At 70.3% G+C, this 13824-nt stretch carries 14 protein-coding genes; 8 read left to right on the top strand and 6 right to left on the bottom strand.

Going from position 1 to position 13824, the window contains the following annotated elements; genetic code table 11:
- Positions 1–14: 14 nt before the first annotated feature.
- A complete protein-coding gene (locus tag BO64_RS08000; protein WP_496402760.1) occupies positions 15–2393 on the bottom strand; it encodes a PAS domain S-box protein in 2379 nt (792 codons plus the stop codon).
- Between the two features lie 107 nt (positions 2394–2500).
- Between BO64_RS08000 and BO64_RS07995 the strand changes: the two genes are divergently transcribed.
- The 3 genes from BO64_RS07995 to BO64_RS07985 all read left to right on the top strand — a co-directional run bounded on the left by BO64_RS07995 (position 2501) and on the right by BO64_RS07985 (position 4944).
- Positions 2501–2791, top strand: coding sequence for a hypothetical protein (locus BO64_RS07995; protein WP_496402759.1), 291 nt, complete (start codon positions 2501–2503; stop codon positions 2789–2791).
- Positions 2792–2900: 109 nt separating this feature from the next.
- Positions 2901–4562 (top strand): energy-dependent translational throttle protein EttA, encoded by a 1662-nt coding sequence (gene ettA, locus BO64_RS07990; RefSeq protein WP_496402758.1) that lies wholly within the window; start codon positions 2901–2903, stop codon positions 4560–4562.
- A gap of 115 nt (positions 4563–4677) precedes the next feature.
- The gene (locus BO64_RS07985) at positions 4678–4944 is read left to right on the top strand and encodes a GNAT family N-acetyltransferase (protein WP_496402757.1); all 267 of its coding nucleotides are present in this window, start codon (positions 4678–4680) and stop codon (positions 4942–4944) included.
- Positions 4945–5191: 247 nt separating this feature from the next.
- On the opposite strand, the gene BO64_RS07980 is transcribed toward BO64_RS07985, so the two are convergent.
- The 3 genes from BO64_RS07980 to uvrB form a co-directional block, all read right to left on the bottom strand.
- Entirely contained in the window at positions 5192–5491 is a 300-nt protein-coding gene (locus tag BO64_RS07980) for a hypothetical protein (RefSeq protein ID WP_496402756.1), read from the bottom strand.
- A 242-nt stretch (positions 5492–5733) separates the two neighbouring features.
- A complete protein-coding gene (locus tag BO64_RS07975) occupies positions 5734–6123 on the bottom strand; it encodes a GFA family protein (RefSeq protein WP_496402755.1) in 390 nt (129 codons plus the stop codon).
- Positions 6124–6333: 210 nt separating this feature from the next.
- On the bottom strand, positions 6334–8577 hold the full coding sequence (uvrB, locus tag BO64_RS07970) for an excinuclease ABC subunit UvrB (RefSeq protein ID WP_496402754.1): 2244 nt from the start codon (positions 8575–8577) through the stop codon (positions 6334–6336).
- Positions 8578–8698: 121 nt separating this feature from the next.
- Here uvrB and BO64_RS07965 point away from each other — a divergent pair, with 121 nt between their 5' ends.
- From BO64_RS07965 to BO64_RS07945, 5 genes are all read left to right on the top strand, one after another.
- Complete coding sequence (locus BO64_RS07965) at positions 8699–9466, top strand: peptidylprolyl isomerase (RefSeq protein ID WP_496402753.1); 768 nt, start codon at positions 8699–8701, stop codon at positions 9464–9466.
- Between the two features lie 73 nt (positions 9467–9539).
- A complete protein-coding gene (locus tag BO64_RS07960) occupies positions 9540–9719 on the top strand; it encodes a hypothetical protein (RefSeq protein ID WP_496402752.1) in 180 nt (59 codons plus the stop codon).
- Between the two features lie 36 nt (positions 9720–9755).
- Positions 9756–10448, top strand: a complete 693-nt coding sequence (locus BO64_RS07955) for a Crp/Fnr family transcriptional regulator (protein WP_496402751.1) — start codon at positions 9756–9758, stop codon at positions 10446–10448.
- Positions 10449–10507: 59 nt separating this feature from the next.
- Positions 10508–11770 carry a dicarboxylate/amino acid:cation symporter gene (locus BO64_RS07950; protein WP_496402750.1) on the top strand — a complete coding sequence of 421 codons (1263 nt, stop codon included), beginning with the start codon at positions 10508–10510 and terminating at the stop codon, positions 11768–11770.
- A 10-nt stretch (positions 11771–11780) separates the two neighbouring features.
- On the top strand, positions 11781–12944 hold the full coding sequence (locus BO64_RS07945) for a pyridoxal phosphate-dependent aminotransferase (protein ID WP_496402749.1): 1164 nt from the start codon (positions 11781–11783) through the stop codon (positions 12942–12944).
- Here BO64_RS07945 and BO64_RS07940 read toward each other — a convergent pair.
- Both BO64_RS07940 and BO64_RS07935 read right to left on the bottom strand, forming a co-directional pair.
- Entirely contained in the window at positions 12929–13186 is a 258-nt protein-coding gene (locus BO64_RS07940; protein ID WP_496402748.1) for a DUF1294 domain-containing protein, read from the bottom strand. The two genes, BO64_RS07945 and BO64_RS07940, sit on opposite strands and share 16 nt — an antisense overlap.
- 51 nt (positions 13187–13237) lie before the next feature.
- Positions 13238–13813 (bottom strand): hypothetical protein, encoded by a 576-nt coding sequence (locus tag BO64_RS07935; RefSeq protein WP_496402747.1) that lies wholly within the window; start codon positions 13811–13813, stop codon positions 13238–13240.
- Between the last annotated feature and the right edge of the window lie 11 nt (positions 13814–13824).

Genomic DNA, 13824 nt, shown 5'->3' with positions numbered 1-13824 from the left:
GGAAGTACCCGGCCCTAGCGGTCCCGCCGGGCTCGACGGTCACGGGCCGCCTGCAGGTCGACAAGCTTACCGTCGGCGCTCGCCTTGCCGGGATCCCCCCCGGGGCCGAGGAGGGCGCCGATGGCCCGGCTCAGGTCCGCCAGCTTGTAGGGCTTGCGCAGGATCGGGAATTCGTCGCCGAGTCCCTCGGCGGCCTTGCTGTAGCCGGTGGCCAGCAGCACCGGCACCGCCGGGGCCTCGGCCCGGATGCGGCGGGCCAGGCCCAGGCCGTCCAGTTCGCCGGCCATGACGATGTCGCTGAACACCAGGTCGGGCGTCGCGCCGGCCTCAAGCATGGCCAGGGCCGCCGCCGCCGAGCCCGCCACCTGCACCGTGTGGCCGAGTTGCTCCAGCATGGCCGCCGCCACCTCCGCCACCTCGGGATTGTCCTCCACCAGCAGCACCGCGGCGCTCTCGGCCGGCAGGGCGTCGCCCTCGTCGGGCGCGGGCTCGGCGGCGGCGCCGCTGTGCGGCAGGAAGAGGGTGAAGCGGGTGCCGTCGCCCAGCCGGCTGTCCACGTCCACCCGGCCTCCCGACTGCTGGACGAAGCCGTACACCTGCGACAGGCCCAGTCCCGTGCCCTTGCTCACCTCCTTGGTGGTGAAGAAGGGATCGAAGATCCGCGGCAGGATGTCGGGCGGGATGCCCATGCCGGTGTCCGCCACGGCCAGCGCCACGAACTCGCCGTTCAGCCCGTCCTGGCCCTCGTTGAGGCGCACATTGGCGGCCCGGACCGAAAGGGAGCCGCCGCTTGGCATGGCGTCCCGGGCGTTCACCGCCAGGTTCAGCAGCGACAGCTCCAGCTCGCTGGGGTCCACCTTCACCGGCCACAGGTCGTCCGGCAGTTCGATGTCCAGGTTCACCGAGGCCGGCAGGCTGGTGGCGATCAGGTCGCGCAGGTCGGTCAGCCGCTCGGACAGGGAGACCGACATGGGCTGCAGCCGCTGGCGGCGCGAGAACGCCAGCAGGTGGCGCGTCAGGTCCTCGCCGCGCTTGGCCGAGGCCTCTATGGCGTCCAGGGCGCGCAGGGCCCGGGGATCCTCGGCCACCCGCCGGCGCAGCAGCTGGGCCTGGCCCGAGACCACCATCAGCAGGTTGTTGAAATCGTGGGCCACCCCGCCGGTGAGCTTGCCCAGGGCCTCCAGCTTCTGGGCCTGGGACAGCTGTTCGTGGGCGCGCTGGAGCTCCAGCTGGGCGTTGCGCTTCTCGGTGATGTCCCGGGTGATCTTGGCGAAGCCCACGAGGGTTCCGTCCTCGTCGCGGATGGCGTCGATGACCACGCTGGCCCAGAACAGGCTGCCGTCCTTGCGCAGGCGCCAGCCCTCGGCCTCGTGGCGGCCGAGCTCGGCGGCCGCCTGCAGGGCCCGGGCGGGGGCCCCGGCGGCGCGGTCGGCCTCGGTGTAGAAGCGGCTCACGTGATGGCCGATGATCTCCTCGGCCATGTAGCCCTTGATGTGCTGGGCGCCCGCGTTCCAGCTCGACACCACGCCGTTCGGGTCGAGCATGTAGAGGGCGTAGTCCACCACCCCGGCCACCAGCAGCCGGAACTGCCGCTCGCTCTCGGCCAGGGCGTCCTCGGCCGCCTTCCGCTCGCTGATGTCGCGGGTGATCTTGGCGAAGCCGATCAGCCGACCGTCGTCGTCATGCACGGCGTCCATGACCACCAGGGCCCAGAAGCGGCTGCCGTCCTTGCGCTGGCGCCAGCCCTCGGCCTCGTAGCGGCCCTCCCGGCGGGCGATCTCCAGGGCCCGGGCGGGCAGGCCGGACTGCCGGTCCTCGGAGGTGTAGAAGCGGCTGAAGTGGGCGCCGACGATCTCTTCGGCCCGGTAGCCCTTGATCCGTTCGGCGCCGGCGTTCCAGTTGGTCACCATGCCGTTCTCGTCGAGCATGAAGATCGAATAGTCGACGACGCTCTCCACCAGCCGCCGGAAGCGGCGCTCGCTGTTGGCCAGGGCCTCCCGGGCGGCCTGTTCGCCGCTCATGTCGCGGCTGATCTTGGCGAAGCCCGTGAGCTGGCCGTTCTGGCCGAACACGGCGTGCAGCACGCCCTCGGCCCAGAAGCGATCGCCGTCCTTGCGCTGGCGCCAGCCCTCGGTCTTGAGGCTGCCCCGCTCGGCGGCCTGGGTCAGCAGGCGCTGGGGCAGGCGAGCCTTGCGGTCCTCGGGGGTGAAGAAGGCGCTGAACGGCAGGCCCAGGGCCTCGTCGGCCGTATGGCCCAGCTGGCGCTCGGCGCCGGCGCTCCAGCTGGAGACCCGCCCGTCCGGCTCGAGCATGTAGATGGCGTACTCGGTGAGGGAGTCCACCAGATGGGTGAGGCTCTGCGGGGGGAAGCCGGCCTGGGTCACGGTCGCCATGGGGTCAGAGTAGGCTCCGGCCGATAGCGGGCGAAGCGGTTTCGCCCCGTGGTTGACACGGCGTCCCCGGGGCCGAAGGATCGATCACAAGTCCGCGGAGGCCTATCATGTCCCTGGTCGCGCACCAGCTCAGTCCCCCCGACGACGACCCCACCGGCCAAGGCGGTGGAATGCGGAGCGCCCCGGGCGGGTTCCCGGCGGCCCATGAGGATTTTCCGTACAAGGTGGAGGTGTGGGACGCGGCGGGCGCGGCGGTGGACCAGGTGCTGGCCGTCAGCCTCAGCGCCGCCATCGGCTATGCGGCCTATTACGCCGCCACCCGGGAATATCCTGGCCGGGTGATCACGCTGCGCCACCACAGCCGTCTCCTCAGCCGCTGGGCCGGCCGGTCCAACTGAGCCGTCCCTGACGCGCCGCGAATAGGCCCCCGGCGTTGCGCCGACGGGCGCGGGCGGCTATCTGCTGCCGCGACTTCCCGACATTCAGAGCGAGAGCGGCGGACGCCCCATGGCGCAGCAGTACATCTTCCAGATGCAGGGCCTGACCAAGGCCTATCCCGGCGGCAAGAAGGTCTTCGAGAACATCTGGCTGTCGTTCTATCCCGACGCCAAGATCGGCGTGGTCGGCGTCAACGGGGCAGGTAAGTCCACCCTGCTCAAGATCATGGCCGGCCTCGACAACGAGTTCTCGGGCGAGGCCTTCGCCGCCGACGGCGTCAAGCGCGGCTACCTGGAGCAGGAGCCGCAGCTCGACCCGAACCTGGACGTCTGGGGCAACGTCATCGCCTGGTGCGAAGAGAAGAAGATCTTCGACCAGTACAACGCCGTGGCCGCCAAGCTGGGCGAGGACTACTCCGACGAGCTCATGGAGGAGATGACCAAGCTCCAGGAGCAGCTCGACGCCGGCGACCTGTGGGACATCGATTCCCGCATCGAGATGGCCATGGACGCCCTGCGCTGCCCGCCCAACGACTGGCCGGTGGACAAGCTGTCGGGCGGCGAGCGGCGGCGGGTGGCCCTGGCGCGCCTGCTGCTGTCGAAGCCCGACATGCTGCTGCTGGACGAGCCCACCAACCACCTCGACGCCGAGAGCGTGGCTTGGCTGCAGCACCACCTGGAGCAGTTCCCGGGCTGCGTCATCCTCGTCACCCACGACCGCTACTTCCTCGACCAGGTCACCAAGTGGACCCTCGAGCTCGACCGCGGCAAGGGCATCCCCTACGAGGGCAACTACTCGTCCTGGCTGGAGCAGAAGGCCAAGCGCGTCGCCCAGGAAGAGCGCGAGGAGGCCGGCCGCAAGCGCACCATCGAGCGCGAACTGGAGTGGGTGCGCTCCTCGCCCTCGGCCCGCCGATCCAAGTCCAAGGCCCGCCTCGCCGCCTTCGAGGAGCTGGTCAACCAGGCCGAGCGCCAGAAGCAGACCTTCGCCCAGATCCAGATCCCGCCGGGCCCGCGCCTGGGCAATGTGGTCATCGAGGCCGAGGGGCTGGAGAAGGCCTTCGGCGACAAGCTGCTGTTCAAGGACCTGTCGTTCAAGCTGCCGCCGGGCGGCATCGTCGGCGTCATCGGCCCCAACGGCGCCGGCAAGTCGACCCTGTTCAAGATCATCACCGGCCAGGAGCAGCCCGACGCCGGCGTCATCCGCATCGGCGAGACGGTGAAGCTGTCCTACGTGGACCAGAGCCGCGACGCCCTCGATCCCAACAAGACGGTCTGGGAGGAGATCTCCGGCGGCCTCGACGTGATGAAGGTGGGTAACACCGAGGTGCCCAGCCGCGCCTATGTGGGCACCTTCAACTTCAAGGGCGCCGACCAGCAGAAGAAGGTCGGCCTGCTCTCGGGCGGCGAGCGCAACCGCGTCCACCTAGCCAAGACCCTGGCCTCGGGCGGCAACGTCATCCTGCTCGACGAGCCCACCAACGACCTCGACGTGGAGACCCTGGCCGCCCTGGAAAGCGCCCTGGAGGACTTCCCGGGCTGCGCTGTGGTCATCAGCCACGACCGCTTCTTCCTCGACCGTCTGGCCACCCACATCCTGGCCTTCGAGGGCGACAGCCACGTGGAATGGTTCGAGGGCAACTTCGAGTCCTACGAAGAGGACAAGAAGCGGCGCCTGGGCGCCGACAGCCTGATCCCCCACCGGATCAAGTTCCAGAAGTTCACCCGCTAGGTTTTCGTACAGAGCCCCGCCGGCCGGTTCGGCGGGGTCTTGCGGATGCTTCCGTGCGTTCCGAGCTTAAAGCGGGCCCCGATACGCCCGCCACAGCCCCGGAAAGGAGGCCGCCATGGCCGAATTGCGCGACACCGGCGACCGCTACGAGATCGACGAACAGGGCCTGACGGCCTACGCCGACTACCGCCGCCAGGGCGACGTCCTCTACATCGACTATGTGTTCGCCCCGCCGGCCCTGCGCGGCACGGGCGCGTCCGACCGGCTGATGCGCGCCATCGGCGCCCACGCCCGCGCCCAGGGCCTCACCATCACCCCCATCTGCGGCTACGCCTCCATGTGGCTGCGCCGCTCCTCCGACTTCCGCGACCTGGTCAACTGAGGCGGGGGCGGGGTTGGCGACGAAAATCCTTCCCCTCTGGAGGAGGCGGCCCAAAAGGGCTGGAGGGGTCACCCTCGACGCTTCCGGATCATCCCCACTTCGCGGGGCGTCACAGGTTAATCCTGACAATCGGGGTTAACGGCCGGCTGCGGCCGGCTGCGCCTGGCTAGGACGGCGTCCCGCCCGGCCTTGGAGGCCGGCCCCCTGCCCGGGCCGCCTCGAAACTCAAGCTCGCGTCCGCCGCGCCTTACGAGCGGGCGACGATGGCTTCCAGGGTCTGGACGCGGCTGTCCATGTCCTCGACCAACCGGCGGGCCAGGTCGCGCACGCCCGGCGGATAGGCCTCGCCGCCCTCGGCGATCTCGGCGGCCATCTCCTCGACGGCGATGATCTGGGCGGCCAGGGCCTTGATGTGGTCCTTGGCCAGCTGCTTGGCCTCGGCCTGCAGGCGCTTCACGCGCTGGGCGACGGTTTCCGTCTTGGGGGAGACGGCAGGGCTACTGAGCTTCAGGTCGTTGTCCGCGACCACACTGAGAGACGGTGACATCCTCGTTACCTCAAATCCCCAACCTAGGTTCCCGGAGGACCCGCGACCCGACCTCGGGCCGCTGGCGAGGTCCTCCGACCCAGGCTGCCTCAGACTTACGCCCTGAGACAGCACAGGTTCCCTGTCTCCCGCATGAACGCCGCCGGTTAAGGCTGTTCATCCGGCGAGTGGGGATTCCCCGCCACGGTGCGTGGTTAAGGGGCGGGGGCTGGAGACGCGAGCTCGCGCCCGCCTTCGCCCCATTACCCCTCCCGGTCCCGCTCATAGCTCCGCGCGAGCGGGAACGCCGGGAGCCAGCCTTCCCGGCGGATCGTCCAGTTCTCATAGGTCGGGGTGAGCTGGTCGGGGGCGTCGAGGGCGCCGAGGTGCACCTCCACCTCATCGCCGCCCCGGGCGAAGACCGAGGCGCCACAGGTTGGGCAGAAGTGGCGGCCGTTCCAGTGGCGCGTCTTGCCGGTCACGGTCACGGCGTCCTTGGGGAAGATGGCGGCGGCGTAGAACAGGGCGCCGTGGTGCTTGCGGCAGTCCAGGCAGTGGCAGATCCCCACCCGGTTCGGCCGGCCCCGGGCGGTGAGGCGGACGGCGCCGCAGAGGCAGCCGCCGGTGAAGGCCTGGTCCATCGGATGCTCCATCGTGGGCCCTTCTCGCCTTGCGGGAGAAGGGGGCCTGCCCAGCAGGCCGGATGAGGGGGCGTGCGGCGCGGGCCGCTGCGAACAGAAGCGCGCATCCGGCCCGCAGGTTCTGGCAGGTCGGCAAGCCTCCTCATCCGTCAGGCTCCGCCCGCCATCGTCTCCGCTGCTGGAGAAGGCGGTCCTCTCCGTCATCCCGGCCGCTAAGGGCGCCTACCGCCGTCCGCGCCCCTTGCGGAAGGCCTCGGCCTTCTCGGCCCGGGCCTCGGCGCGGACCTTCTTGACCACCTCCTTGTCCCCGCGCTCGCCCTCGCCGGCCAGGGCGTCCGCGGCGAACTCCAGGTCGAGCAGCTTGAGCCGCTTGATCTCGTCGCGCAGCCGGGCGGCCTCCTCGAACTCCAGGTTCGAGGCCGCTTCCCGCATCCGGTTCTCCAGGTCGCGCAGGGTGGTCTTGAAGTTGTCGCCCATGAACGGCTTGCCGTCCTCGGCGACGCCCGCCGGCACGGTGACCCGGTCCTTCTCGTAGGGGCTGGCGAGGATGTCCTTGATCTGGCTCTTCACGCTCTCCGGGGTGATGCCGTGCTCGCGGTTGTAGGCCTCCTGCTTCTCCCGCCGGCGCTTGGTCTCGGCCATGGCCCGTTCCATGGAGCCGGTGATGGTGTCGGCGTAGAGCACCACCTGGCCCTCCACGTTCCGCGCCGCCCGGCCGATGGTCTGGATCAGGCTGGTCTCCGAGCGGAGGAAGCCCTCCTTGTCGGCGTCGAGGATGCCCACGAAGCCGCACTCGGGGATGTCCAGGCCCTCGCGCAGCAGGTTGATCCCCACCAGGCAGTCGAAGGCGCCGAGCCTAAGGTCCCGGATGATCTCGATGCGCTCCAGGGTGTCCACGTCCGAGTGCATGTAGCGCACGCGCAGGCCCTGCTCGTGCATGAACTCGGTGAGGTCCTCGGCCATCTTCTTGGTCAGCACCGTGACCAGGCTGCGGTAGCCCTTGGCCGTGGTCTGGCGGACCATGTCGATGACGTCGTCCACCTGGCTGAAGCCGTCCTTGGCCACCGGCCGCACCTCAACCGGCGGGTCGATGAGGCCCGTCGGGCGGATGACCTGCTCGGCGAACACCCCGCCGGTCTTCTCCATCTCCCACGGCCCGGGCGTGGCCGAGACGTGGATGGTGTCCGGCCGCATGGCGTCCCACTCCTCGAACTTGAGCGGGCGGTTGTCGATGCAGGAGGGCAGGCGGAAGCCGTACTCGGCCAGGGTCCACTTGCGGCGGTAGTCGCCCCGGTACATGGCCCCGATCTGCGGGATCGTCTGGTGGCTCTCGTCCACGAACAGCAGGGCGTTGTCCGGAATATATTCAAAGAAGGTCGGCGGCGGCTCGCCCGGCCGGCGGCCGGTGAGGTAGCGGGAGTAGTTCTCGATCCCGGCGCAGCTCCCCGTGGCCTCGATCATCTCCAGGTCGAAGGTGGTGCGCTGCTCGAGCCGCTGGGCCTCCAGCAACTTGCCGTTGGCCACCAGCCAGTCGAGGCGCTCCTTCAGCTCCACCTTGATCTGGTTGATCGCCTGCCGGAGCGTCGGGCGCGGCGTCACATAGTGGCTGTTGGCGTAGACCTTGATGCCCTCCAGATCGGCGGTCTTCTTGCCGGTGAGCGGGTCGAACTCGACGATGGCCTCGATCTCGTCGCCGAACAGGCTGATGCGCCAGGCCCGGTCCTCGTAGTGGGCGGGGAAGATCTCGATGGTGTCGCCCCGCCGCCGGAAGGTCCCGCGCTCGAAGGCCTGGTCGTTGCGCTTGTACTGGAGGGCCACCAGGTCCCCCATCAGCTTCTTCTCGTCGATCCGGTCGCCCGGCTTCAGCTGGAAGGTCATGGCCGAGTAGGTCTCGACTGAGCCGATGCCGTAGATGCAGGAGACCGAGGCCACGACGATGACGTCGTCCCGCTCCAGGATCGCCCGGGTGGCCGAGTGGCGCATCCGGTCGATCTGCTCGTTAATCGAGCTGTCCTTCTCGATGTAGGTGTCGGTCCGCGGGACGTAGGCCTCGGGCTGGTAGTAGTCGTAGTAGGAGACGAAGAACTCCACCGCGTTGTCGGGGAAGAAGCTCTTGAACTCCGAATAGAGCTGGGCGGCGAGGGTCTTGTTCGGCGCCAGGATCAGGGCCGGCCGCTGGGTCTCCTCGATGACCTTGGCCATGGTGAAGGTCTTGCCCGAGCCGGTCACGCCCAGCAGCACCTGGTCGTGCTCGCGCCCCTCCAGGCCCGCCACCAACTCGCGGATCGCCTGCGGCTGATCGCCCGCCGGCTGATAGTTGGAGACGAGCTTGAACTTCCGGCCCCCCTCGCTCTTCTGCGGCCGCTCCGGACGGTGCGGCTTCCAGAGCAGGGGCATGGTGTTCTCGTCGTAGTCGAACGCCCCCGACATGTCGGAAACGCCGGCGGGAACTGGGGCTTTGGGCATGGCCTGAACGTAGGTGTCTGGGGACCGGTCCGCCACCTTAGCGCACAGGCCTGCTGACAGGAGAGTGGCGACATGCTCGTCTCCGCTACGCCCGGTTCAGGATGACGGGGAGGCGGGTGGAATGATCGCTCTGGCGCTGGCGGCGGCCCTGGCCGCGTCCGACTTCCGGCCCCTGGACCCGGAGAACACCCTGGTCATCGAGACGACCAAGGGCCGGGTGGTGGTGGAGATGCGGCCTGAGATGGCGCCCCGGGCGGTGGAGCGGGTGAAGCTGCTGGCGCGGGAGGGCGTCTATGACGGCCTCCAGTTCCACCGGGTGATCGACGGCTTCGTCGCCCAGACCGGCAACCCGAACAACCGCGACGGCGGGGCGTCCCGGCATCCGGACCTGCCGCCCGAGTTCCAGTTCCGCATCCCGGCCGAGGCGGCGCAGGTGGCGGTGGCGCGCAGCGACGGGATCGAGGGGCTGGTGGGCGCCACGCCCTTCGCCGGGGTGCGCCAGCCGGACGGGCGCCTAAGAGGCTGGGGCGCCCACTGCTCGGGCGTCGTCGGCATGGGGCGCCAGGCCGATCCCGGAACCGCCAATTCCGAGATTTTCTTCATGCGCGCCCCCGCCCGGCGGCTGGACCACGAATACGCCGTCTGGGGCCGGGTGGTGTGGGGCGCCGAGGCGATCCAGGCCCTGGCCGTGGGCGAGCCGCCCAAGGTTCCCGACCTGATGCTGAAGGCGAGGGTGGCCGCGGACCTGCCGTCCGCCGAGCGGCCGAAGGTCGAGGTGCTGGACGAGCGCGGCCCGGCCTTCGCGGCCCGCATTGCGGCCCTCAAGGCGGAGAAGGGCGCAGCCTTCACCGTCTGCGACCTGGATCTTCCCGCCCGCCTCGCCGACTAGCGAGGGTAGGTCCCGCCCCTGCGACTCTCCGTCCGGTTGTCCTTACCGGGGCGGTAGGGTTAAGCGGCGCTGTATGAGGTTCGAAGTGGTTCAGACCGCCGACGAATGGGTCGTCATCCGGAACGGGCAGGAGCTGGCCCGCTTCCCGGCCCAGAATCAGGCGCTGAACGAGGTGGCCTACCGCCTCCGCGACGCCGACGCCTCCCAGCCGGCGGCCCTCTCCATGCGGTACGAACGCCGCCGCCAGGCGTGACGTGAACCGGTCAAGCCTGCCGGCGTTCCTGCACAGGTGAGCCGGACGAACCGCTTCCTCGACAGCCTCGCCGCCCAGGACCTCGCCCGCCTGGAGCCCGACCTGGAGCGGGTGACCCTGGAGCGCGACACGGTGCTGACCCGGACCGGGGCCGCGGTGCCCCATGTCTACCTGCCGATCGACTGCATCCTCTCGGTGGTCACCGCCATGCGGGACGGCGCCCAGATCGAGAGCCGCACCATCGGCCGCGAGAGCGGGTACGGCCTGCTCCACGCCCTGGGCTCGCGGGTAGCCTACGAAACCATGCTGGTGCAGGTGGCCGGGGACGCCTGGCGCCTGCCGGTGGCCGCCCTGCAGGCTGCGGCCGCCGAGAGCCCGCCCCTGACCCGGGCCATCGTCCAGCACGCCCAGGCAAGCTCCCTCCAGGCGGCGCGGGCGGCGGCCTGCAACGCGCTCCACCCCGCCGAGAAGCGTCTGTGCCGCTGGCTGCTGATGACCCAGGACCGCCTGGACTCCGACCTCGTGCCCCTGACCCAGGAGCACCTGTCGATCATGCTGGGCGTGCAGCGGACCACGGTGACGGGGATCGCCTCCCAGCTCCAGGCCCGCGGGGCGATCCGCTACGCCAGAGGCCGCATCCGCATCCTGCAGCGGGACGCCCTCGAAGCCTGCGCCTGCGAATGCTACGCGGCCATACAGGACGCGGCGCGGCGGGTGCTGGAGGACTGAAGCCGCTTGCGGCGCCGCTGCGATCTGGGCCAGATCGCACGTCTTCTGGAGGGTAGGGGTTGCGGTTCTTCAAGTCCTTGAGCGTGCGGGTCCTGCTGGGCCTGGTCCTGGGCCTCGTGATCGGGGCCCTGGCGGCGGCGGGCGGCGATCCGGGCGTGGCGCGGGTGGTGGAGGGGCTCGAGGCCTTCGGCGGCCTCTGGCTCAACGCCCTGCGGATGACCGTCATCCCGCTGATCTTCGCCGTCCTGGTCACCGGCATCGCCCAGGTCTCGGATGCGGCCGCCACCGGCAAGCTGGCGATCCGGGCCATGGGCTGGTTCCTCGCCCTGCTGGCCGTGGGTTCGCTCTACAGCATCGTCTTCACCAACGGCCTCCTGGCCCTCTGGCCGGTTTCGCCTGAGGGCGCCATGGCTCTGCGGGCCGGCGCGCCCGGGACGTCGGTGGAGTCGGCGACGCCGGACTTCGTGGCCTGGGTGCGGAGCCTTGCCCCCTCGAACCCGGTGAAGGCCGCCGCCGAGGACGCTGTCCTGCCGCTGGTGGTCTTCGCCGTCTTCACCGGCTTCGCCCTGACCCGCCTGCCGCCGGAGCGCGGGCGGCCGCTGGTGGACATCTTCCAGGCGGTCGGCGACGCCATGATCGTCATCGTCCGCTGGGTGCTGCTGGCCGGCCCGATCGGCGTGTTCTGTCTCGGCCTCGGCGTGGGCCTGCGCGCCGGCGTCGGCGCGGCCGGGATCCTCGGCCACTACATCGCCGTGGTGTCGCTGATCGGCCTCGGCATCACCCTCATCGGCTATGCCCTGGCGGTGACCGTGGGCCGCGTGCCGCTCGGCCGCTGGGCCCGGGCCACCGGGCCGGTGCTGGCCACGGCCTTCGCCACCCAGTCGTCCCTGGCCTGCCTGCCCGCGATGATCGAGCGCAGCCGCGACGACCTGGGCGTGTCGCAACGGATCGCCGGCCTGGTCCTGCCGCTGGCCGTCGCCGTGTTCCGCCTGACCAGCCCGGTGATGAACCTGGCCGTGGCGGTCTTCGTCGCCCACGTCTACGGCCTTGAGCCGACGACCCTGCAGTACGTCGGCGCCCTGCTTGTGGCCCTGGCCGTGAGCGTCGGCTCGGTGGGCCTGCCCGGGCAGGTGTCGTTCATCATCAGTGTCGGGCCGATCTGCCTGGCCCTGGGCCTGCCGATCGACATCCTGCCGATCCTGCTGGCGGTGGAGGTGGCTCCGGACATCTTCCGGACCCTCGGCAACGTCACCGGCGACATGGCGGTGACCGCCATCCTGGCCCGGGACGATCCCAAGACACCTGAGCCCGCAGGCGCTTAGGGAGCGGCGCATGTTCCCGCCCATCGCCCGCCCCGAAGTTCAGGGCCTTCGCAGCTCAAAGATCCGAGACGTGGCCAACGCGGGCTTCGGACGGCCGGACGTCCTGGCGTTCTGGTTCGGCGAATCCGACCAGCCTACGCCGGCCTTCATCCGGGAGGCGGCGGCCCAGGCGCTCGTCGACGGGCGGACCTTCTACACCCACAATCTCGGCACGGCCGAACTGCGGAGCACGCTTGCGGCCTATCTGGCCGACCTGCATGGCGCGCCCATGGACGAGGGCCGGCTGGCGGTGACCAGCTCCGGGGTGAGCGCCATCATGCTCGCGACCCAACTGGTGGTCTCGCCGGGTGATCGTGTGGTGGTGGTCGGACCGATCTGGCCCAATGTGCCGGAGGCGCCGCGGGTCCTGTCGGCGCAGGTCGAGATCGTGCCCCTGGAGCCCAGCGGCGGACGCTGGCGCCTCGATCTCGACCGCCTGCTGGACGCCCTCACGCCGGACACCCGCGCGCTCATCCTCAATTCACCGAACAACCCCACGGGCTGGACCCTGCCGCCGGAGGCGCGAGGGCCGATCCTCGAGCACTGCCGCCGCCTCGGGATCTGGCTGATCTGTGACGACGTCTACGAGCGCCTGAATTTCGGCCCGGGCCGCTCCGCCCCCTCGTTCCTGCCGCTGGCGGCGCCCGAGGACCGGCTGATCGGCGTCAACAGCTTCTCCAAGGCCTGGCGGATGACCGGCTGGCGGCTGGGCTGGATGGTGATTCCGCCGGCCATGGCCGAACGCCTCGCCGTGCTCCTGGAATACAACACCTCGTGCGCGCCGGACTTCCTGCAGACTGCTGCGGCCAAGGCTCTGCGGGAGGGCGAGCCCCATGTGGCGGCGCTCCGGGCGGAACTTGCCGCAGCGCGCGATCAGGTGCTGGCCGGCCTGCGCGCCCTGTCGGGCGTCGAGGCGCCTGAACCCGAGGGCGGCATGTACGCCTTCTTCCGGCTTGAGGGCTGCGAGGACTCCGTCGCCCTGGCCAAGGACCTGATCGCCGAGGTCGGCCTGGGGCTCGCGCCGGGGGTCGCCTTCGGCCCGGAGGGCGAGGGCTGGCTGCGCTGGTGCTTCGCGGCGCGGCCGGAGAAGAACGCCGCCGGGCTTGAGCGGCTGGTCCGCTACCTCGCCAGGTGAATCCATGCGGCCGCGGCGGCCTGGGCCGTGGCGATGGACCAGAGCAGGCTGCGGAACGGCTCTTTCCGGGTCTTATGGCGGAACAGCTGCTGGGCGGCGATCGCTCCGGGCGAGCCGCCCGCCGCCGCCAGCAGCAGCAGGGTGGCTTCCGGCGTCCGGCGTTCCCCCCTGATCGCCGCCTGCTTGTCCGCCCGGAAGGCGAAAAATGCGACGAGGCTGACGGCGGCGATCCAGGCGAGCATGCAACGCCGCCTAGCGCGCCATTCCTAACAAAACCCAGCCGTCAGCCGACCTCAGCGCTCGGACGTTTCCGCCTCGTCGCCCGCCTTGAGGGCGGCGGCGGCCAGCAGCGAGCGCTTTTCGAGGGCCGCGGCGGTGGTTTCGCACTTGGCCGGCAGGGCCCAGCTCATCCATTCCTGGGCCTTGCGGGCCTTGGTGACTTCCGGACCCGCCACCCAGATGCGGCGGCCCTGCTTCACGGCCTCGGCGCCGATGGCGCTGATGGGCCGGACCGAAGCCTTCTCGGCGGCGGTCAGGGCCGACTGGAACTGCGCCAGCTTGCGGCGGCCGTCCTTCTGCATGTCGGCATAGACCTTCATGTCGTCTTCGAGACGGGTGCCGGGCTTGCGGAACTGCTTCTCGATGCGCGTGACCTCGGGGATCATCTCGTCGTGCATGTCGAGGTAGCCCCGCAGGGCGCCGTAGCACCAGGCCACGAACTGATAGTCATCGCGCGGCGCGCCGGTGGGCCAGCGGTCGTCGGCGGCGTCGGCCTGTCCGGCCGTCGCGGGGGCCGGGGCGGTGGCGGTCGGAGCGTCGGCCTGGACGTCCTGGGCGAAGACGGCGAGGGCGATGGCAAGCGGAATCATGCGGAACCTTG

The sequence above is a fragment of the Phenylobacterium composti DSM 19425 genome (assembly GCF_059568645.1).
The sequence above is the reverse complement of the archived record's forward strand: the minus strand, read 5'-3'. Positions and strand labels throughout refer to the sequence as shown.

What these genes read in the sequence shown, in the direction of transcription:
- BO64_RS07965 (WP_496402753.1), top strand. Translation starts at nt 8,699, where the DNA reads ATGATCGCTCTGGCGCTGGCGGCGGCCCTGGCCGCGTCCGACTTCCGG.
- BO64_RS07985 (WP_496402757.1), top strand. Translation starts at nt 4,678, where the DNA reads ATGGCCGAATTGCGCGACACCGGCGACCGCTACGAGATCGACGAACAG.
- BO64_RS07940 (WP_496402748.1), bottom strand. Translation starts at nt 13,186, where the DNA reads ATGCTCGCCTGGATCGCCGCCGTCAGCCTCGTCGCATTTTTCGCCTTC.
- BO64_RS07935 (WP_496402747.1), bottom strand. Translation starts at nt 13,813, where the DNA reads ATGATTCCGCTTGCCATCGCCCTCGCCGTCTTCGCCCAGGACGTCCAG.
- BO64_RS07960 (WP_496402752.1), top strand. Translation starts at nt 9,540, where the DNA reads ATGAGGTTCGAAGTGGTTCAGACCGCCGACGAATGGGTCGTCATCCGG.
- BO64_RS07975 (WP_496402755.1), bottom strand. Translation starts at nt 6,123, where the DNA reads ATGGAGCATCCGATGGACCAGGCCTTCACCGGCGGCTGCCTCTGCGGC.
- BO64_RS07980 (WP_496402756.1), bottom strand. Translation starts at nt 5,491, where the DNA reads ATGTCACCGTCTCTCAGTGTGGTCGCGGACAACGACCTGAAGCTCAGT.
- BO64_RS08000 (WP_496402760.1), bottom strand. Translation starts at nt 2,393, where the DNA reads ATGGCGACCGTGACCCAGGCCGGCTTCCCCCCGCAGAGCCTCACCCAT.
- BO64_RS07945 (WP_496402749.1), top strand. Translation starts at nt 11,781, where the DNA reads ATGTTCCCGCCCATCGCCCGCCCCGAAGTTCAGGGCCTTCGCAGCTCA.
- ettA (WP_496402758.1), top strand. Translation starts at nt 2,901, where the DNA reads ATGGCGCAGCAGTACATCTTCCAGATGCAGGGCCTGACCAAGGCCTAT.
- BO64_RS07995 (WP_496402759.1), top strand. Translation starts at nt 2,501, where the DNA reads ATGTCCCTGGTCGCGCACCAGCTCAGTCCCCCCGACGACGACCCCACC.
- uvrB (WP_496402754.1), bottom strand. Translation starts at nt 8,577, where the DNA reads ATGCCCAAAGCCCCAGTTCCCGCCGGCGTTTCCGACATGTCGGGGGCG.